Genomic DNA, 17,908 nt, shown 5'->3' with positions numbered 1-17,908 from the left:
ATCACCAGTAACCCTTGCTCTTCAGGTTGCCGGCCACGGCGCCGACGGCACCACCGACCACGCCGCCGGCCAGCAGGCTGCCGCCGGTCAGGGCGGTCAGCGCGACGCCGCCGGCCGCGCCGATTCCGGCGCCGCTGAGCGTGCCCTGGGCCTCGCGGCTCATATTGGTGCAGCCGGACGCCAGCAAGGCGGCGGCAAGGGCGATCGGCAGCAGGCGGGGCAGGGTCCGGACACTCACGGGGCGGTCACTCACAGGCGAGGGGAAGTTCGGTCGGCTGGGCAACCCGGCGCGGCCCTGTTTGTTCCCGCCGCGCACCGTCCTGCTCCTGCCGGCCCGCCTGATGCCGCGGCCGGCCTGGGCCAGTCGCGCGTGACGCAAAGGTTCCGGGTGCTGCGGTTTGGCCGCAGCACCCTGTCGTCGGGATCAGAGCACGAAATCTCCGGCGGCCAGGTCGTGGACGCCCAGCAGCACGATCGTCAGGTCGCCATGGCCGTCGCCGTCGATGTCCGCGCTCACCGCCGTGTTCGACCCGTCGGTGAAGAACCGCACCTCGCCGGCCTGGCCGGAAAAGGCGGCGTCGCCGATGAAGCTGAAGGCGGTGTCGCCGTTGCCGCCGTTGCCGTCGGCATCGATGGCGGAGAGGTCGATCCTGTCGCCCTGCGCCTGGGAGAAGTCGACGATCAGGTCGCGGGTCTCGACGGTGGTGCCGGTGTCGGCGGCGCTGGCATAGGCGAAACTGTCGGCCCCGGCGCCGCCGATCAGGATGTCGGCGCCGGCCCCGCCCTCGATCCGGTCGCTGCCGGTGCCGCCGACCAGCCGGTCGTCGCCGCCGGCACCGGCCAGCACGTCATCGCCGGCCAGGCCGCGCAGGATGTTGCCGCTGTCGTCCCCGGTCAGCGTGTCGCCGAACAGGCTGCCGTGGATCACCTCGATGGCGTCGACATAGACGTCGCCCTCGGCATTGCCGCCGTGGTTCTCATGCGTCGTCAGGTTGACCGAGACCGCGGCGCCGCTCTCGGCGTAGCTGACAATGTCGATGCCGTTGCCGCCGGTCAGGGTGTCGGCCCCGGCGCCACCGCGCAGCAGGTCGTTTCCGTCCCCGCCGTCCAGCCGGTCGACGCCGTCGCCGCCGGCGAGGTGGTCGCTGCCGGCGCCACCGTCGATCGAATCGTCGCCGCCCTGGCCGCGCAAAGTGTTGCCGCCGGCATCACCGGTCAGCACATCGGCGAAGTTGCTGCCGTGGATGGCCTCGACATCGTTGGCGATGACATCGCCCTCGGCCGCCCCGCCATGGGCCTGGTGGGTGAGGAGGTTGATGCGCACCCCGGCGGTGCTGTCGGTGTAGGTGATGGTGTCGATGCCCTGGCCGCCGTTCAGGACGTCGGCCCCGGCGCCACCATGCAGCAGGTCGTTGCCGGTGCCGCCATCCAGGATATCGTTGCCGTCGCCGCCGGCGATCTTGTCGGTGCCGTTGCCGCCGGTGACGACGTCGTCACCGGCGGCGCCGCGGATCCAGTCGAGGCCGTTGCCGCCGTCGATGACGTCGAAGCCGGCGCCGCCGTCGATGGTGTCGTCACCGTTGCCGCCGGTGATCACGTCGAAGCCGGCGCCGCCGTCGATGATGTCGTCGCCATTGCCACCGCTCGCCACGTCGCTGCCGCCGCGAGCGTCGATGGTGTCGTCGCCCCGCGTGCCGATCAGGATGTCGGAGCCTTCGGTGCCCGTGATGATGGTCATGTGCGTTTCCCCGTTGCGAAATCGGACATCACGCTCTGACGAAGGCCGTGCGCCCCCTGCCGTCCGGCAGCCCGAGCTCCGCATCGGGGCCATCCGTCGGGGCATGCGGGACCGCAGCGGCCGTCCGAAGGATCGAGGCCGCGGCTATGGCGTCGGATCGAAGAGTTCAGATGTGCCGAAACCGCGCCGCGGCGCCGCAGCGGGAGTCAATGAAATGATCTCTTCCCTCCAGGCAGAGCGAAATCTGTATATCCTGGATTCAAGGTAGCCAAAAGATGGAATCTAAGATTTTAAATCTGTTAATCCGAAATTGCACAAAGGGGTATGGCTTGGATTTTAAACGTTTCCCTTTGCGCGACTGATCCTGGCCTTGCGCGTAGTTTTGAGAAAATCTTCAGCGAATTGTCGGCGTGGCGGGGGTGCAGGGGCTCCAAGGCCCATGCGTCCCCTCCAATTTGTCATGCCACGGCTTGCCCCCGGATCAAGTCCGAGGGGTGGCATCCAGGGGTGGTCAGAGCGGCTCTTGGTGGCCCCTGGATTGCCCGGTCAAGCCGGGCAATGACATTAAAAATTGAGGCCTGCGTCTCAAATCCTCAACCTGAAAACTTGACCGTACGCCGCCTCGGCTCTACCCCGCCGGGGTCAGGTGGCCGCCGCGGCTGAGGAAGGCGGCCAGGCGCTCGCTGTCGGGCCGGGTGAAGATCTTCTCCGGCGGGCCGTCCTCGGCGATGCGGCCCTCGTTCATGAAGATGATCCGGTCCGCCACCTCGCGGGCGAAGCGCATCTCGTGGGTGACCAGCAGCATGGTCATGCCGTCATCGGCCAGGCCCTTGATCACGGCCAACACCTCGTTCACCAGCTCTGGGTCCAGAGCCGAGGTCGGCTCGTCAAACAGCATCAGCTTGGGGTTCATGGCGATGGCGCGGGCGATGGCGACGCGCTGCTGCTGGCCGCCCGACAGCTGGCTGGGGTAATGGTCGCGCCGCTCCGCCAGCCCGACCCGGCCCAGCCACTGCTCGGCCAAGGCGCGGGCCTCGTCGCGCTTCATGCCCCGGACCTTGGTCAGGCCCAGCATGACGTTGCCGGCGGCGGTCAGGTGCGGGAACAGGTTGAAGCTCTGGAACGCCATGCCGGTCATGGCGCGTTGCGCCGCGATCGCCTTCTCCCTCAACCGGATGCGACGGCCGCCCTCGCTGCGATAGCCGATGGCCTGGCCGTCGATGCGGATGGCGCCGGCCTCGAACTCCTCCAGCAGGTTGACGCAGCGCAGCAGCGTGGTCTTGCCCGACCCGCTCGACCCGATCAATGCCACCACCTCACCGGCCGAAACCTTGAGGTCGATGCCCTTCAGCACCTCGTTCTGGCCGAACCGCTTGTGGACGCCCTCGATCTCCAGGATATGGCTCACGGACGGGTCCTCACTTCAGGGCATAGCGGCGGCTCAGCGATTTGCCGAAGCGCTCGATCGCGTAGTTGATGACGAAATAGATCGCCGCGGCCAGCAGGTAGAACTGCATGCTCATGTAGTTGCGGCTGATGATCTCCTTGGTCGCCAGCAGCAGCTCGGTGACCCCGATGACGGAGAGCAGGGTGGAGGTCTTCACCATCTCGGTGGCGGTGTTGACCCAGGTCGGCAGGATCTGGCGCAGCGCCTGCGGCATCAGGACGTAGACGACGGTGCGGCGGAAGGTCAGGCCGATCGACTTCGCCGCCTCGGTCTGGCCCTTGGGGATGGCCTGCAGCGCCCCGCGCACGATCTCGCCGACATGCGATCCGCAGAACAGGGTCAGGGCGAAGATCCCGGCCTGCACCGGGGTCAGCTGGATGCCGATCACCGACAGGATGTAGAACGCGGCCAGGATCAGCACCAGCACCGGGGTGCCGCGGATGAAGTCGACATACAGCCGCGCCGGCCAGCGGATCGGCGCCGGGCCGTAGGTCAGGGCCAGGCCGATCAGCGTGCCCAGGATGGTGCCGGCGACGATCGACAGCGCCGAGATCTGCACCGTCAGCCACAGCCCGTCCAGCAGCGCCCAGCGCACGGCCCAGACCTGTTCGAGGAAGGCATCCATCGGCGTCTCCTCAGCCCGTCCGCACCCGGGCCTCGACCCGGCGCAGCAGGAAGGCGATGGCGTAGCAGGTGGCGACGTAGAGCAGGCTGGTGACCATCCAGGTCTCGATCACGCGGAAGCTCTCGGTGTTGATCTTGCGGGCGTAGAAGGTCAGCTCCGGCACCGCGATCGCGGCGGCCAGCGAGGTGTCCTTGAACAGCGAGATGAAGTTGTTGCCCAGGGCGGGCAGGGCGTTGCGCAGCATCAGCGGGAAGGTGATCGACCGCCGGATCTGCATCGGTGTCAGCCCGATCGCCATGCCGGCCTCGCTCAGCCCCTTCGGCACCGCCAGCAGCCCGGCGCGGAACACCTCGACCAGATAGGCGCCAGCATAGATCGACAGCGAGATCACGAAGCTGGTGGACTTGTCGAAGCGGATGCCGGCCTTGGGCATGGCGAAGAACAGGAACAAGAGGATGATCAGCAGCGGCAGGTTGCGGAACAGGGTGACGTAGCCTGAGGCCAGCCCGCGCGCGATGCGACTGCGCGAGGTGGCAGCGAAGGCGCCAACCAGGCCGATGACGCAGCCGATCAGGATCGACACCACCGCCAGGCCGAGGCCGAGCGCCAGCCCGCTCAGCAGCAGCGGCCAGTTGTCCCACACGACCCCGAAATTGAACTGGTAGTTCACGCGATTCTCCGTCCGCGCCGACCCCTGATCCCAAGACCACAGAGCCCGTTCGAGAATGCGCTGGCGTGAGCCGCATGGTGGGGGTTTTGAGAACCGGCGCGCAGCGGACATGGTCGTCCGTGAGCACCGGAAGCGCAAAAACCTCCATCAGGCGGCCACGCCAGTAGCATTATCGAATGGGCTCTCAGCGCATCTCCATCGGGAAGCCGATCGCCGGGGCCGGCGGGCGCTGGCCGAACCACTGCTCGAACGAGGCGGCGTAGGTGTCGAATTCGACCCCGGTCATCGCCTCGTGCAGCGCGGTGTTGACGAAGTTCAGCCAATCCTGGTCGCCCTTCTTCACGGCGCAGGCATAGGTCTGCGGGCTCCAGCCATAGCCGGCATCGAGGTAGCGGTCGGGGTTCTGCTTCATGAACCAGCGCAGCGACGACGCGTCGGTGGCGACGGCGTCGGCGCGGCCGGAGTTCAGCGCCTCGTAGATCAGGTCGGTGCTCTCGTACTGGTCGACCGCCGCCTGCGGAAGCGCCATGTGCACCAGGGCCTCGGCATAGACGTTCTGCAGCACCGAGATGGTGGCGCCGCTGCCGGCCGCCTTGAGGTCGTCATAGCTCTTGTACTTGCCGTCCTTCAGCAGCAGCAGGCCGACGCCTTCGCGATAGTAGGGGATGGTGAAGTTCACCTGCTGCGCCCGGCTGGCGGTCACGGTGATGAACTGGCAGGTGATGTCGACCTTGTCGGTGGTCAGGTTCGGGATGCGGGCGTCGGAGGACTGGACCACGAACTCGACCTTGCTCGGGTCGTTGAACAGGCCCTTGGCGATGATCTTGGCCATGTCGATGTCGAAGCCGGCGAGGTCGCCCTGCTCGGTCTTGAAATGCCAGGGCGGGTTGGTGCTGCCGGTGCCGACGATCAGCTTGCCGCGGCTGAGCACCTCCTGAAGCTTGTCCGCGGCGAACGCGGAGCCGGCGCTGCCCAGCAACAGGGCGGCGGCACAGGCAGATAGCAGAGTCCGGGTGACGATGCGCATCTGAGCCTCCATGTTTCTATCGGTGTTCACTGTCCGATATTTCGGACAACTATCTTGTATGTCGGACAAGAGGAACGATAAGCTTGCGATCGCGCGAATGCAAGAAAGGTGGCATTCGTGACGAAGGCCGGGATTTCCGGCCGTTTTCAGGGGGCAACGGGCGGATGACGGAAGCAGGCGAACGCGGGCGGGAGAGGGGCATCGACCGCGTGGTCGCGATCCTGGAGCATCTGCGGGAGCGGCGGGGGCCGGTGCGGATGGGCGAGCTGGCCAAGGCGATCGGGGCACCGCGCTCGACCCTGTACGAGATCGTCGGCCGGCTGACCGCGGCGCGGATCCTGGAGCCGGTGGGCGACGGCGGCGCGGTGTTCTTCGGCCGCGCCATCCACTACTACGCCCAGACCTATGTCGCCGGCGTCGACCTGCTCAGCCGGGCCCGGCGCGAGGTGCTGGGACTGGCGACCGAGACCGGCGAGACCGCGCAATGCTGCATGCTGGACGGCGACAAATACGTGGTGATGCTGAACGAGCCTGGGCGGCGCACCTTCCGCATCACCTCGGAGGTCGGGATCCGGCTGCCGATCCCCTGGACCGCCTCGGGCCGGCTGCTGGTGGCGCATATGACCGGGGCCGAGATCGCCGGCTTCATCCCGGCGGAGGACTTCACGCTGCCTTCGGGCGAACGGATCGGGCCGGCGGATTTCATCGCCGAGACCGAGGCGGCCCGAGCGCGCGGCTATGCCGTGACCAAGGAGCTGGTCGACCGCTTCACCTGCTGCCTGGCGGCGCCGGTGGTCGACCATGACGCCCGGGTGGTGGCGACCCTGTGCCTGGTCACGCCCCTGGACACGCCGGAGGAGCGGCGGCAGACGCTGCTCGACACCCTGATCGCCGCCGCCCGCCGCCTGTCCCTGGCCCCGCCGGGGGCGGTGGGGCTTTAGGAGGGGTCATCCGACCCGCGAGTACCCGGATGCGAGGCCGGGTCCATTTTAGAATAGTTGCCTCATTTTAGTTTGCTCAAGACATGTTCTTTGATATAGCGCAGTAACGCCAGGGCTTATCTTATGAAGACTGTATATTATTTCTATAGAAAGATAATTTTATGACGCAATGGTTTTATATTCTTACCGGCGACGACGTCAGCAGCCAGCAGGCCCTCTGGGTCGACCCCAACACGGATCCTGGCACGAATGGCTCCGAGCTGGATAACGCCTCCATCTACATGATGGAAGCCAGCACGAGTGAAAATCAGTATTCGCTGCAGAGCCCGTACCAGATGTGGCAACTGGCCGGCGACGGCTCGATCGTCAGCGCGCTCAATCCCAATTACGTCCTCGGGCTCAGCGGCACCAACGCCGTCCTGGTGCAACGCTCGCCCGGCGATGCCAGCCAGCAATGGGAGTTCCAGTGGGTCCAGGACAGCCAGGGCCTGATGCTGGGCACGCTGCGCAACAAGGGAAACCAGCAATACCTGACCGGGGGCAACCCTTGGAGCTGGCAGCCCGTCTTCACCCAGAACATGCCCTCCGACGGCACGCCGACGGGCATGATGCAGTGGTATATCCAGCCGCCCTCGCCGCCGACGGGGCAGCTGCTGTCCATCCGCAGCGTCGCCGCCGGCGACTCGCCGCCGATGGTCGTCAATATCCAGGGGGCCTCGATGACCCCCGGCACGACCACGATCCTCTATGAGGCCCAGCCCAATTCGTCGAACATCGTCTGGACCTACACGCTGGACGGGTACCTGCTCAGCTCGGTCAATCCCGGCCTGGCCCTCAGCCTCAACGTCAATGCCTCGGTCGGGGGCGGCAGCGCGAATGGCGTGGCGACCTATCCGAAGCAGCCGCTCGCCGCCGGCGCCAGCTTCCAGCAATGGTCATTCATCCCGGTAGACCCGCAGGCGGGAACCTATCTGATCGTCAATCAGCAGGGCACGCTGGCGCTCGCCACCTCCGGCACCAGCAACTCGGACCCGCTGCAGCTGGTGACGCCCAATCCGAGCGATCAGACCCAGCTCTGGAGCGTCAGCCCCACCTATCCTCTCGAGGTGCTGCTGGCGCAGCCGGCGATGGGCTACCCGGCCTTCACCGGCAACGAGGCCGCAGCCTATACCTACATCAACAGCCAGCTGGGGCTCACCAAGCTCGGGACCGAGCTGCGGTCGCAATACGGCAACCTCGCCGCGCCGCTGGCCGGCTACCAGTCCCGCGTCAACATGATCGCGACCACAGTCGTCCTGCAGCATTCGCCGAAGGACAAGACGCCGCCAGCGGACCTGCCCGACAGCGACGCCATGGTGACGGTGGCGGGCGTGCTGGGCGAGGAGCTGACCGCGGCCCAGGCCGTCCAGCAGCTGTTTCAGCAGCTGACGATGTTCCACGCCGAACTGGCCATCGTGGCGACGAATGCGACGGCGGCCGTCATCGCCGACGCCGCGATCGACACCCAGACCCAGCAGACGGTCAAGGTGAGCTCGGCCGCGATCTTCGAGGGGCTGATCTACACGATCCTGTCCGCGGGATCGATGCTGCCTGGGGAGGGCGAGCTCGCGAAGGGGCTCGGCATGTTGTTGCCGGTGGTCGGCAACCTGTACCAGACCGGCGTGAACACGGTGTCCTCGTACCAGCAGTCGAAGGCGCAGAACGCCCAGAAGGAGCAGGACGAGGAGATCTTCTACGATTTCGAGGGAGAGGTCGCCCAGGTCCAGCAATTCCTGGTCGACAGCTTCGAAGCCGTCGGCGACGCCCTGGCAGCGGTGGAATCGGCCATTCTGCGCGACAGCTTCAAGACCCGCACCGTCGCGGCGATGGCGGCGCTCCCCAGCGGCGGCAACTCGCTATTCTGGCCGCCGGAGCAGGGGGTGACGCTGATTCCCCGCATCGTGCCAGGCTACGAGATCGGGGTGCTGCAGGCGCTGCTGCCGACCAAGTATCAGATCTACACGGGAACCTGGATCCAGGGTTCGGTTGGAAGCAACTCGGATTTCGACAACATCCCCCCGATGAGTGCTCCCAGCTATTGCATCTGGGATGAGGAGATCAATTCATCTCTCGAAGCATCCACGGTCTACTGGATTGCCTCGGTCGCGAGCAACGACACCGGCTATCCCGGCCAGGCGACGATGGATTTTCTGAGCAAGAGCAGCAGCGTCCGGTGGTTCAATTTCTATCGAAGGCTGGCCGGATGGAGTGGCTTCGCGTCGGAGGAGAAATGGCTCGGCAACAACCAGACCATCCTGATGTTCCGGAACTACACGAGCACGACGCTGAGCATCGCGCTGAAGGCGAACGACGCCGAGATCGGCGATAACGGTCCCGGCAGCACGACGCTGACTCTGCCTCCCTACAGCTACCAGAGTGCGGTCCTCTTCTCGATCAAGAATGGGGATAGTAACAAGCCCGACGCCGCGGTGACCGTGACGACGCCCGACGGCACGACGGTCTGGAGCGCCACCGCCGGGTCGAATTATTGCACGTCCATAAAGTGTCCCGGCGACTACGCGATCTATCCCTACAACTCGGACAACATGCCCCACCTGTTCAGCTCCAGCGTCACCACGGGCGCGGGTGGGTGCGACATCGGTATCGCCCTGGCGCAGAGCTAGGGATGGGGCGGGGACCGGCAGGAGTCTGCCGGTCCCCTGTGCCGCTTCAGGCCGGCTGCTGTTGGCGCACAAGACCGGGCCGGTCGGGGTCTAGTTCGCCGGCGCGGCCGGGACAGGGCGGGTCATCAGGTCGACGTAGAAGTCGAGGAACCGGCGGGTGTCGAAGGTCTTCACCACTTTGATCTTCTGCAGCAGCCTGGTCGGCTGCTCCTGCCAATAGCCGAAGGTGCGGCCGTAGCCGGGGCCGAAGGCGATGTCGACGTCGACATAGAGGTCGTCGACCTTGGTCGCGAAGCCGGGATCGACGAGGTAGCCCAGCGCGAGCGTGTCGTAGACGCTGACGGTCGCCGCCGGATCCTTGGCGAATTTCTGCGCCATCCAGCTCTGGCGGAACAGGGTCTGCACCGGGCCGTCGGTGGCGACGATGCGGTCGTACTCGGCCTTGGTCAGCTGGGTGATGTCGGTGACGTCGAGCGGGATCATGGCCTGGTCGATCGGCTCGCGCATGACGATGCGCGCCGCCTCCGGATCGATCCAGACATTCATCTCGGCGGCGGGGGTGGTGTTGCCGCTCACCGTCACCGCGCCGGCCATGTAGACGATGCGTTTGACCAGCGGCACGATCTCCGGGTTCTTGCGCACCGCCAGCGCGATGTTGGTCGACGGGCCGATCACCAGCAGCGACACCTCGTGGGGATTGGCCTTGACGGTGTCGACGATGAAGTCGACCGCGTCCTCCTGGCGCAGCCTGGTCGTCCGGGCGAAGCCGTCGGCCGGCGCGACCAGGTCGGCATCGGTCGGCTGCGGCCGGTGGAAGGCGGTCTTGTAGCTTTCGCCGAAGCCGAACAGCGCGCGCTCGCTCTCGAAGCTCTCGGGGTCATGCACCAGCGGCAGGTTCGCCCCGGCATAGACCCCGACCTTGCCGGCGATGCCGAGGCGTTCGACTGCGCGCAGCGCGTCGGCCACCTCCTGCTTCAGCCAGTTGTTGCCGGTCACGATGGTCAGGCCCAACAGCTCGATCGTGCCCTGACGGTCGAGCTGTGCGGCCATCGCCAGGACCTGCCCGTCATCGCCGAAGGTGCTGAAATCGGTGTCGATGATGACCTTCTCTGCGGCGGCCTGGGCCGGTGCCACGGCCAGCACCCATGCCGCGACGGCGGCGGCGATCAATCGCTGCATTCTGCCCCTCCCTGATGGCTTGGAGTCCCCGGCTTCCACGCCGATGATCCGGTGCCGTCAGGATGGCATGGTTCGGCCATCGGCCGCACGCCGGATCGGCGGCCGATGGCCGAAGAGCAATCAGTTCCAGGGCGTGCCGGCGACCTGGCGGGTGGCGATGTTCAGGCGGTTCCAGACATTGATCAGGCTGATCGACAGCACCAGGGCGCCGAGTGCTGCCTCGTCGTAGTGGCGCGCGGCCTCGGCCCAGATCGCGTCGGGCACCGGGTCGGGCTGGTCGCTGGTCCGCGTCAGGGCCTCGGTCAGCGCCAGCGCGGCGCGCTCGGCATCGGTGAAGTAGGGCGCGTCGCGCCAGGCCGCCACGGTGAACAGCCGCTCATCGGTTTCGCCGGCCTTGCGGGCCATGCGCCAATGCATGTCGACGCAGACGCTGCAGCCGTTGATCTGGCTGGCGCGCAGATGGGCCAGCTGGTGGGTCGTCGGCGGCACGCCGCCCTGTTCGGTGGCCGTGCCGAAGGCCTGCAGCGCCTGCAGGGCGCCGGGAACGATGACCGCCGGGTTCTTCATTCGGGCTTGCATGACGTGTCGTCTCCAGGGGGTTGAGATGCCTCGGCCGGACCGGGATGCTGGGTCCCCGGTCCCGACGGCGCCGCGGCCCGGTCGATGCCCCCGTCACATCGCCCGGGCCTGGTCCGTCATCGCCATGACGGACGCCGACGAGAAAGTGTGACGATGAGCGATCAGGAAATTCTGCTGCAGCGCTTCGAGGCCCAGCGCGCCCAGCTGCGGGGCGTGGCCTACCGCATGCTCGGTTCGCTGAGCGAGGCGGAGGATGCGGTGCAGGAGGCCTGGCTGCGGCTCAGCCGCGCCGGCGCCGACGGGGTCGACAATCTCGGGGGGTGGCTGACCACCGTGGTCGGCCGGGTGTGCCTGGACATGCTGCGGTCGCGCAAGTCGCGGCGCGAGGACCCGATCGAGGATGGCGAGCCGGAGCCGGCCGCCGGCCACCGGGTGCCGCCCGACCCGGAGCAGGAGGCGCTGCTGGCCGATTCGATCGGCCTGGCGATGCTGGTGGTGCTGCAGACGCTGGCGCCGGCCGAGCGGGTGGCCTTCGTGCTGCACGACATGTTCGACCTGACCTTCGACGAGATCGGCCCGATCGTCGGCCGCTCAGCGGTGGCGACGCGGCAGCTGGCCAGCCGGGCCCGCCGCCGAGTTCGCGGCACCGGTGCTGCGCCCGAGGCCGACCGCAACCGCCAGCGGGGCATCGTCGAGGCCTTTCTGGCGGCGGCCCGCGGCGGCGATCTCGGCGGCCTGCTGGCCGTGCTCGACCCCGATGTCGTGCTGCGGCCCGACGCCGCCGCCATCCGCGCCGGCGCGTCGGGGGATGTCCGCGGCGCCGTCCCGATCGCGCAGTTCTTTTCCGGCAAGGCCCAGGAGGCCCGGGCGGCGCTGGTGGACGGTGCCGTCGGCGCGGTCGTGGCCCCGGGCGGGCGGCTGCTCTTGGTGCTCGGCTTCACCATCCGCGGCGGCCGGATCGTCGAGATCCGCGTCACCGCCGACCCGGAGAGCCTCGGCCGGATCGACCTGGCGGTGCTGGACTGACGGGCCGGCGGGTCAGGCCTTCGCCGTGGCCGCCAACCGGTAGACCTCGATCTCCGCCCGGCGGCCGGACACGGCCTGGGCGCCCAGGGCCTGCAGATCGGACCTGTCGGCCGACGACAGGGCGACGGTGGCGCCGCTGACCAGGATGGTGACCTCGTCGCCCGGGGCCACCGTCTTGCCCAGCTGCTCCAGCCGGTTGCCGAGATTCACCGTGTCGCCGACGATGGTGTAGCCGGACCGTCCGGTCATGCCGATGTTGCCGGCCACCACTGGGCCGCTGTGGATGCCGATGCGCACCCGCACCGCCGGCAGGCCGCGGCCGCGCCGGGCGGCATTGTCCGCCGCCATCGCCGCCGCGATGGCGCGGGCGGCGCGCAGGGCCCGGTCGGCATGGTCGGGCTGGTCGTCCGGCGCGCCCCAGAACGCCATGACGCAGTCGCCGATGAATTTGTCGATGGTGCCGCCCTCGGCCTCGACGCAGCGGCCCAGCAGGTCGAAATGGGCGTTCAGCATCGCCGCCACCTCGGCCGCCGGCATGGGTTCGGCCACGGCGGTGAAGTCGACGACGTCGGTGAACATCACCGTCACCATCCGCTCCGCCGAGGCGACCTCGCCGCTGCCGCCGCTGCGCAGCAGTCGCCGCACCAGGCTTTTCGGCACATAGGTCTCCAGCCAGCGCAGCCCGGTCAGCATGGTGTTGTAGGCGCGGGCCTGGTCGTTCAGCTCCGAGAACAGGCTGCCGGGCAGGGGATGCAAAGCGGCGAAGTCGAGCGAGCCGACCGCCCGGACCTCCCGCGCCATGGCGCCGACCGGGCGGACGATCATGCGGCTGACCCAGATCGCGACCAGGATGGCGATCGCCAGCACCGCCAGCCCGGCCAAACCGGCGCGCAGCAGGTCCGAGGTCGGCTTGTCGAGCGCCGAGACGGGCACCTCGACCCCGACGGTCAACGGCACCGGGGCATAGCCGGTGATGGTGCGGGTCAGGATGACGCGGCCGTCGCCGTCCCGGCGCACCACCCGGGCATCGAGGTCGGCGTCACCCACCGCCTCGGGCTCGCCTTCGGTCCACAGCGCCGCCAGGAACGGATCGCCAAGGGCGTCCAGGCCGGGCAAAGGCTGTTCGCGTGACAGAGCGGGACGCTGCACCGCCATGGCGGGATGGGCCAGCACCCGGTCGCGGCCGTACAGGATGAACGGCGTGGTGCCGGGGTTGGACTCCGCGATCGCCTTGAGATGGTCGGACAGGGCATCGACCGTGAGGGTCGCGGTGAAGATGCCGGCGAAGGCGCCGCCGGCATGGATCGGCTGGCGCAGATTGGCCACCGAGGTGCGCAGCGCCGGGTCGGCTACGAAGTAGACCGGCCCCCAGGTCGGATCGTCATGGCCGCGCGCCTCCTCGATCTCCTGCCGCTCGCCGTCGGTGTGGATCGTGTCGGTGAACGGGAAGACACCCTCGGGTCCCTGGGTGACGCCTCGGATGGCGCCGTCCGGCGCGACGAAGGACAGCACCCGCACCTGCGGCGCGCCGGCCAGCGCGCCGGTCATCAGCCGGTCCAGCGCGGCGCCGTCGTCTGGGTCGACCCGCCCGGCTGCGACCTCGCGCGTCAGGAAGGCCAACTGGTCCTCGACCGGGGTGAAGCGGTCGGCGATCCGGGCCTGCACCGAATAGAGCCCTAGCTGCGCCGCCTTGGCCAGCAGGTCGCGGGTGGTGCTGGCGGTCATGAACCAGAACACCGCCAGCACGTCGATCGCGGTCAGCGCCACCAGCCCCGCCATCACCACGGCCAGGGTGCCGGACAGCGGGATGGTGCGGCGCCGGGGCAAGGCGTCGCGCCGATCGACCGTGTTCTGCAGCTCCGTCACCAAACCCGCCTCGCCTCGCAGCCTGCCGGCACTGTATCCGGCCGGGCGGGGGCAAGCGACCCGGATGCCGGGCGTTAGCGCCGGGCGGCAGCCGTGACCGCCTCCGCCAGCCGGTCCAGCTCGGCCTCGGTGTGCAGGTAGGACACGGCGGCGCGGCAGATGTCGCCCAGGCCTCGCGCGGTCATGTCCAGCGGCGTGTACATCACGCCGTTGACCGAGATGTTGATGCCGTCCGCCGCCAGGCGCTGGCGCAGCGCCGCCGGTTCCACCCCCGCGACCGCGAAGGACACCAGCGCGGCGCGCTCGACGCCGAGGTCGTGCACCGTGACGCCGGGAATCGCCGCCAGCCGGTCGCGCAGGCCGCGGGCCAGCCCGTCGATGCGGGCGCGGATGGCGTCGATGCCGATGCCCCTGGCATAGCGGATCGCGGCGCCGAGGCCGAGCCGCAGCGCCATCGGGAAATCGCCCGCCTCGAAGCGCAGGGCGCTGTCCTGCAGGCACGGTCCGCCCTCCGGCTGCCAGGCGGCGGTCCTGAAGTCGTGATAGGGCGGGTCGAGCCGGTCGAGGAAGCCCTGGCGGACATACAGCAGCCCGGTGCCGCGCGGCCCGCGCAGATGCTTGCGGCCCGGCGCCGCCAGCACGTCGCAGCCCAGGGCGCCGACATCGATCGGCAGCTGGCCGATGGCCTGGGAGGCGTCGAGGAAGAACGGCACGCCGGCGGCGCGGGCGACCCGGCCGATCTCGGCAGCCGGGTTGATCAGCCCGCCATTGGCCGGCACCCAGGTCAGCGCCACCAGCCTGACCCGGTCGTCGATCATCGTGGCCAGCGCCTCGGGCGACACCCGGCCGGGCTCGTCGCAGGGGATCACCTCGATCACCGCACCACTGCGGGCGGCGGCGCGCTGCATCGTGGTGATGTTGCCGGCCCATTCGTGCCGGCCGATCAGGATGCGGTCGCCGGCCTGGAACGACAGCCCGGCAAGGGCCAGTCCCCAGCCATGGGTGGCGCTGCCGGTGAAGGCGATCTCACGCGCCACGGCGCCGATCAGCCCGGCGGCCTCGCCACGCGCCTCTTCCAGCGCCGGCGCCGCCGCCATCCCGGCCTCGATCGGGCCGGCCACCGCTTCACGCTGCAGATGCGCGATGACGGCGTCCAGCACCGGTGCCGGCGGCAGCGAGCCGCCGGCATGGTTGAAGTGCAGCACCCGGTCGATGCCCGGCGTCTCGGCGCGCAGGCGCGCCAGGTCCAGCGCCATGGTCAGTCCTCGAGCTCGACGATGGCATCGACCTCGACCGCGACGCCGCGCGGCAGCGCCGCGACGCCGACCGCGGCCCGGGCATGCTTGCCCTTGTCGCCGAACACCGCGGCGATCAGGTCCGACGCGCCGTTGCCGACCTGCGGCTGCTGGGTAAAGCCGGGGGCCGAGGCCACGAAGACGCCGAGCCGAACGACGCGGCGAATGCGGGCGAGGTCGCCGCCGGTCGCGGCCGCAACCTGGGCCAGGATGGCCAGCGCACAAGCCTGGGCGGCCTTCTGCCCGTCTTCGATCGACACGGTGTCGCCGAGATGGCCGAGCCAGGCCGGCCCGTTGCGGTCCTGCGCGATCTGGCCGGAGACGTAGAGCAGGCTGCCGGACTGGACGAAGGGCACGTAGTTGGCGGCGGGGGCCGGGGCGGCGGGCAGCTCATGGCCCAAGGCGGCGACGGCTTCGGCGATGGTCTTCGGCATGGTCGGTCCTCGGAATCGGAAGCCGGATGCTAGGCCCGGACCGGCGCCGCCGACGAACGCGAAGTTCTCGTGCGATGGGTGATTCTGAGTCATCTGTCGACGGAGCTGTCTTGTCAGGGTGGCGTGTTCGCTACCCGATCACGGGGCGTCCAGGAATCCGCCAGGCCGGGCCTTGTGCGGGATCGACCAGCCGAAATAGACCTCGGCATCGGTGATCTTGCCGCCCTTGATGGTCAGCAACTCAGTGTTCCGGAAGCGGTGGTCCTTGGTGCGGCCTTCATAGGTGACGAAGACCCGGTCACCGTCGGGCACGAGATGGACGAACTCGAAGCCCTCGATCGATGCGCTGTTCGGCCAGCAGCGTTCGAAATACGTCGCGCGGTCGATCCGGTTGTCGAGCGGGCTGGTGAAGTGAAAATCATCGGCGATCAACGTCTCGATCGCGGTGCGATCCTTCGTGACATAGGCGGCGTAGCTGGCGCGGGCGATCGCGACGACGTCGTCGGTCATTTCGGCCTCCTCGGCGGTTGCAGGGGCAATCGCGCGACATGCCGCGGAGTTCCGCAATTTGCGGCGACGGCTTCAGTCAGGCGTTCCGCCGGCGGTCGCGGTCGCTTCATTCCGGAGCCAGTTGGCGAAGGCGGCGGCCGGCGGGGGCAGGGGGCCCGGGCGGGTGACCAGCCAGTGGCCGAGGCCGGGCGGGGCGAAGGGCGGGCCGCCCAGCGGCATGACCAGGGCCCCGCTGCGCAGCCGTTCGGCGATCAGGCTGTGCCGTCCCATGGCCACGCCCTGGCCGGCCAGCGCCGCCTCCAGCACGATGTTGTAGTCGTGCAGCATCAGGGTGCGGGCACGGGCTAGGTCGAAGCCGTGCGCCGCCGACCAGGCCGGCCATTCGATCGGCTCGCGGGCATAGGACAGCAGCAAGGTGTGGTGCAGCAGGTCGGCGGGCTGCGCGATCGGCGGGCCGCGGTCCAGCAGCGCCGGGCTGACCACCGGGGCGATGTGGTCGGGCATCAGCCGCTCGGCCTCGACCTCCGGCCAGCCGCCGGTGCCGTAGCGGATGGCGAGGTCGGCCTCGCCGCCCTTGACGTCGGCCAGGGCGTTGGACGGCTCCAGCCGCAGCTCGATCTCCGGATGCGCCGCGGCGAAGCGGCCCAGGCGCGGCACCAGCCAATGGGTGGCGAAGGAGGCCAGCAGGCTGACCCGCAACACCGCCCGCTCCGGCGCGCGGACCGACCGGGTCTCGGCCTCCAGCAGGTCGAAGGCGCGGCGCACGCCGTCGAGATAGCGTTCGCCGGCCGGGGTCAGGGCGATGGCGCGGGTCTTGCGCAGGAACAGGGCGGCGCCGAGGTCCTGCTCCAGCCGCTGGATCTGGTGGCTGATCGCGCTCGGCGTCACCAGCAGCTCCGCCGCCGCACGGCGGAAGCTCAGGTACCGGCCGGCGGCCTCGAAGGCGCGCAAAGCGGGCAGGGAGGGCAGGCGCCTCATGGCCCGAAGACAGACCAGCCCATAGCCTTGGCCAGCCGCTCCAGCGCCAGGGTGCCGAGCAGCGAGTTGCCGTGCTGGTTCAGCCCGGGGGACCACACCGCGACCGAGGCCCGGCCGGGCACGATCGCCAGGATGCCGCCGCCGACCCCGCTCTTGCCCGGCAGGCCGACGCGGAAGGCGAAGTCGCCCGAGCCGTCGTAATGGCCGCAGGTCAGCATCAGGGCGTTGATCCGCCGCGCCCGTTCCGGCGACACCACCCGGTGCCCGGTCGACGAGCGGCCGCCGCCATCGGCCAGGAAATGGCCGGCGGTGGCCAGCTGGCGGCAGGTCATGGCGACGGCGCATTGGTGGACATAGACGCCGAGCGTCATCTCCACCGGATGCACCAGGTTGCCGAAGGACTTCATATAGGCGGCCAGCGCCATGTTGCGGAAGCCGGTCGCAGCCTCCGACCGCGCCACCGTCTCGTCGATGGCGATGTCCTCGTCATCGGCCAGCCAGCGGATGAAGCGCAGGATCGACCCGATCGCCACCCGCGGCGGGTGGCCGGCCAGCACCACGTCGCTGACCACCAGGGCGCCGGCGTTGATGAACGGGTTTCGCGGCAGCCCCTTCTCATGCTCCAGCTGGACGATCGAGTTGAACGAGTTGCCCGACGGCTCGCGGCCGACCCGGTGCCACAGCGCGTCGCCGATCGACCCCAGCGCCAGGGTCAGGGTGAAGACCTTGGAGACGCTCTGGATCGAGAACGGGACGTCGGCATCGCCGGCGCAGCAGATGTCGCCATCCAGCGTAGAGACCGTGATGCCGAACTGGTCGAGGTCGACCTTGGCCAGCTCCGGGATGTAGCTGGCGACGGTGCCGCGCCGCTGCTCGCGCGCCATGGCATCGGCGATCTCGCTGACGGCTTCGGTCAGGTCCGGCATGCGG

General features: G+C 68.9%; 17 protein-coding genes. 3 read left to right on the top strand and 14 right to left on the bottom strand.

From position 1 onward, the window contains the following. Position 1 precedes the first annotated feature (1 nt). From E9232_RS06435 to E9232_RS06410, 6 genes are all read right to left on the bottom strand, one after another. Positions 2-238, bottom strand: a complete 237-nt coding sequence (locus E9232_RS06435) for a YMGG-like glycine zipper-containing protein (protein WP_309792807.1) — start codon at positions 236-238, stop codon at positions 2-4. A 186-nt stretch (positions 239-424) separates the two neighbouring features. After that, entirely contained in the window at positions 425-1,738 is a 1,314-nt protein-coding gene (locus E9232_RS06430; RefSeq protein WP_309792806.1) for a calcium-binding protein, read from the bottom strand. Between the two features lie 628 nt (positions 1,739-2,366). Beyond that, entirely contained in the window at positions 2,367-3,146 is a 780-nt protein-coding gene (locus E9232_RS06425; protein ID WP_309792805.1) for an amino acid ABC transporter ATP-binding protein, read from the bottom strand. 10 nt (positions 3,147-3,156) lie between these two features. Beyond that, the gene (locus E9232_RS06420) at positions 3,157-3,810 is read right to left on the bottom strand and encodes an amino acid ABC transporter permease (RefSeq protein WP_309792804.1); all 654 of its coding nucleotides are present in this window, start codon (positions 3,808-3,810) and stop codon (positions 3,157-3,159) included. 10 nt (positions 3,811-3,820) lie between these two features. Further along, positions 3,821-4,480, bottom strand: coding sequence for an amino acid ABC transporter permease (locus E9232_RS06415; RefSeq protein WP_309792803.1), 660 nt, complete (start codon positions 4,478-4,480; stop codon positions 3,821-3,823). Positions 4,481-4,664: 184 nt separating this feature from the next. Continuing rightward, on the bottom strand, positions 4,665-5,507 hold the full coding sequence (locus tag E9232_RS06410; RefSeq protein WP_309792802.1) for a transporter substrate-binding protein: 843 nt from the start codon (positions 5,505-5,507) through the stop codon (positions 4,665-4,667). Between the two features lie 164 nt (positions 5,508-5,671). Here E9232_RS06410 and E9232_RS06405 point away from each other — a divergent pair, with 164 nt between their 5' ends. Together E9232_RS06405 and E9232_RS06400 are read left to right on the top strand one after the other, a co-directional pair. Beyond that, the gene (locus E9232_RS06405; protein WP_309792801.1) at positions 5,672-6,448 is read left to right on the top strand and encodes an IclR family transcriptional regulator; all 777 of its coding nucleotides are present in this window, start codon (positions 5,672-5,674) and stop codon (positions 6,446-6,448) included. Positions 6,449-6,609: 161 nt separating this feature from the next. Then, positions 6,610-9,111, top strand: coding sequence for an RICIN domain-containing protein (locus E9232_RS06400; protein ID WP_309792800.1), 2,502 nt, complete (start codon positions 6,610-6,612; stop codon positions 9,109-9,111). 90 nt (positions 9,112-9,201) lie between these two features. Here E9232_RS06400 and E9232_RS06395 read toward each other — a convergent pair whose 3' ends face one another. Beyond that, positions 9,202-10,290: a nucleoside hydrolase gene (locus E9232_RS06395; RefSeq protein ID WP_309792799.1), complete on the bottom strand. Its 1,089-nt coding sequence runs from the start codon at positions 10,288-10,290 to the stop codon at positions 9,202-9,204. 120 nt (positions 10,291-10,410) lie between these two features. Then, positions 10,411-10,869, bottom strand: a complete 459-nt coding sequence (locus tag E9232_RS06390) for a carboxymuconolactone decarboxylase family protein (RefSeq protein WP_309792798.1) — start codon at positions 10,867-10,869, stop codon at positions 10,411-10,413. A 153-nt stretch (positions 10,870-11,022) separates the two neighbouring features. Here E9232_RS06390 and E9232_RS06385 point away from each other — a divergent pair, with 153 nt between their 5' ends. Continuing rightward, on the top strand, positions 11,023-11,895 hold the full coding sequence (locus E9232_RS06385; protein ID WP_309792797.1) for a sigma-70 family RNA polymerase sigma factor: 873 nt from the start codon (positions 11,023-11,025) through the stop codon (positions 11,893-11,895). Positions 11,896-11,907: 12 nt separating this feature from the next. Here the strand turns inward: E9232_RS06385 and E9232_RS06380 are convergent, their stop codons facing one another. The 6 genes from E9232_RS06380 to E9232_RS06355 all read right to left on the bottom strand — a co-directional run bounded on the left by E9232_RS06380 (position 11,908) and on the right by E9232_RS06355 (position 17,904). Beyond that, the gene (locus E9232_RS06380) at positions 11,908-13,761 is read right to left on the bottom strand and encodes an adenylate/guanylate cyclase domain-containing protein (protein WP_309792796.1); all 1,854 of its coding nucleotides are present in this window, start codon (positions 13,759-13,761) and stop codon (positions 11,908-11,910) included. A gap of 74 nt (positions 13,762-13,835) precedes the next feature. Continuing rightward, positions 13,836-15,017, bottom strand: a complete 1,182-nt coding sequence (locus tag E9232_RS06375) for an aminotransferase class V-fold PLP-dependent enzyme (protein WP_309792795.1) — start codon at positions 15,015-15,017, stop codon at positions 13,836-13,838. A 2-nt stretch (positions 15,018-15,019) separates the two neighbouring features. After that, positions 15,020-15,490 carry a RidA family protein gene (locus E9232_RS06370; protein WP_309792794.1) on the bottom strand — a complete coding sequence of 157 codons (471 nt, stop codon included), beginning with the start codon at positions 15,488-15,490 and terminating at the stop codon, positions 15,020-15,022. Positions 15,491-15,628: 138 nt separating this feature from the next. Then, positions 15,629-16,000 (bottom strand): nuclear transport factor 2 family protein, encoded by a 372-nt coding sequence (locus E9232_RS06365; protein ID WP_309792793.1) that lies wholly within the window; start codon positions 15,998-16,000, stop codon positions 15,629-15,631. A 72-nt stretch (positions 16,001-16,072) separates the two neighbouring features. Further along, on the bottom strand, positions 16,073-16,978 hold the full coding sequence (gcvA, locus tag E9232_RS06360; RefSeq protein WP_309792791.1) for a transcriptional regulator GcvA: 906 nt from the start codon (positions 16,976-16,978) through the stop codon (positions 16,073-16,075). Further along, the gene (locus E9232_RS06355; RefSeq protein ID WP_309792790.1) at positions 16,975-17,904 is read right to left on the bottom strand and encodes a glutaminase; all 930 of its coding nucleotides are present in this window, start codon (positions 17,902-17,904) and stop codon (positions 16,975-16,977) included. Before E9232_RS06355 ends, gcvA begins: the two co-directional genes overlap by 4 nt. Positions 17,905-17,908 lie beyond the last annotated feature (4 nt).

This window comes from Inquilinus ginsengisoli, assembly GCF_031453975.1.
GTDB classification, from domain to species: Bacteria; Pseudomonadota; Alphaproteobacteria; order DSM-16000; family Inquilinaceae; genus Inquilinus; species Inquilinus ginsengisoli_A.
Note: the sequence above shows the minus strand (reverse complement) of the source record. Positions and strands in the feature narration are given on the sequence as shown.

Coding starts and splice junctions, on each gene's coding strand:
- E9232_RS06430 (WP_309792806.1), bottom strand. CDS start 1,738: ATGACCATCATCACGGGCACCGAAGGCTCCGACATCCTGATCGGCACG.
- E9232_RS06420 (WP_309792804.1), bottom strand. CDS start 3,810: ATGGATGCCTTCCTCGAACAGGTCTGGGCCGTGCGCTGGGCGCTGCTG.
- E9232_RS06410 (WP_309792802.1), bottom strand. CDS start 5,507: ATGCGCATCGTCACCCGGACTCTGCTATCTGCCTGTGCCGCCGCCCTG.
- E9232_RS06405 (WP_309792801.1), top strand. CDS start 5,672: ATGACGGAAGCAGGCGAACGCGGGCGGGAGAGGGGCATCGACCGCGTG.
- E9232_RS06400 (WP_309792800.1), top strand. CDS start 6,610: ATGACGCAATGGTTTTATATTCTTACCGGCGACGACGTCAGCAGCCAG.
- E9232_RS06395 (WP_309792799.1), bottom strand. CDS start 10,290: ATGCAGCGATTGATCGCCGCCGCCGTCGCGGCATGGGTGCTGGCCGTG.
- E9232_RS06390 (WP_309792798.1), bottom strand. CDS start 10,869: ATGCAAGCCCGAATGAAGAACCCGGCGGTCATCGTTCCCGGCGCCCTG.
- E9232_RS06385 (WP_309792797.1), top strand. CDS start 11,023: ATGAGCGATCAGGAAATTCTGCTGCAGCGCTTCGAGGCCCAGCGCGCC.
- E9232_RS06375 (WP_309792795.1), bottom strand. CDS start 15,017: ATGGCGCTGGACCTGGCGCGCCTGCGCGCCGAGACGCCGGGCATCGAC.
- E9232_RS06370 (WP_309792794.1), bottom strand. CDS start 15,490: ATGCCGAAGACCATCGCCGAAGCCGTCGCCGCCTTGGGCCATGAGCTG.
- E9232_RS06365 (WP_309792793.1), bottom strand. CDS start 16,000: ATGACCGACGACGTCGTCGCGATCGCCCGCGCCAGCTACGCCGCCTAT.
- gcvA (WP_309792791.1), bottom strand. CDS start 16,978: ATGAGGCGCCTGCCCTCCCTGCCCGCTTTGCGCGCCTTCGAGGCCGCC.
- E9232_RS06355 (WP_309792790.1), bottom strand. CDS start 17,904: ATGCCGGACCTGACCGAAGCCGTCAGCGAGATCGCCGATGCCATGGCG.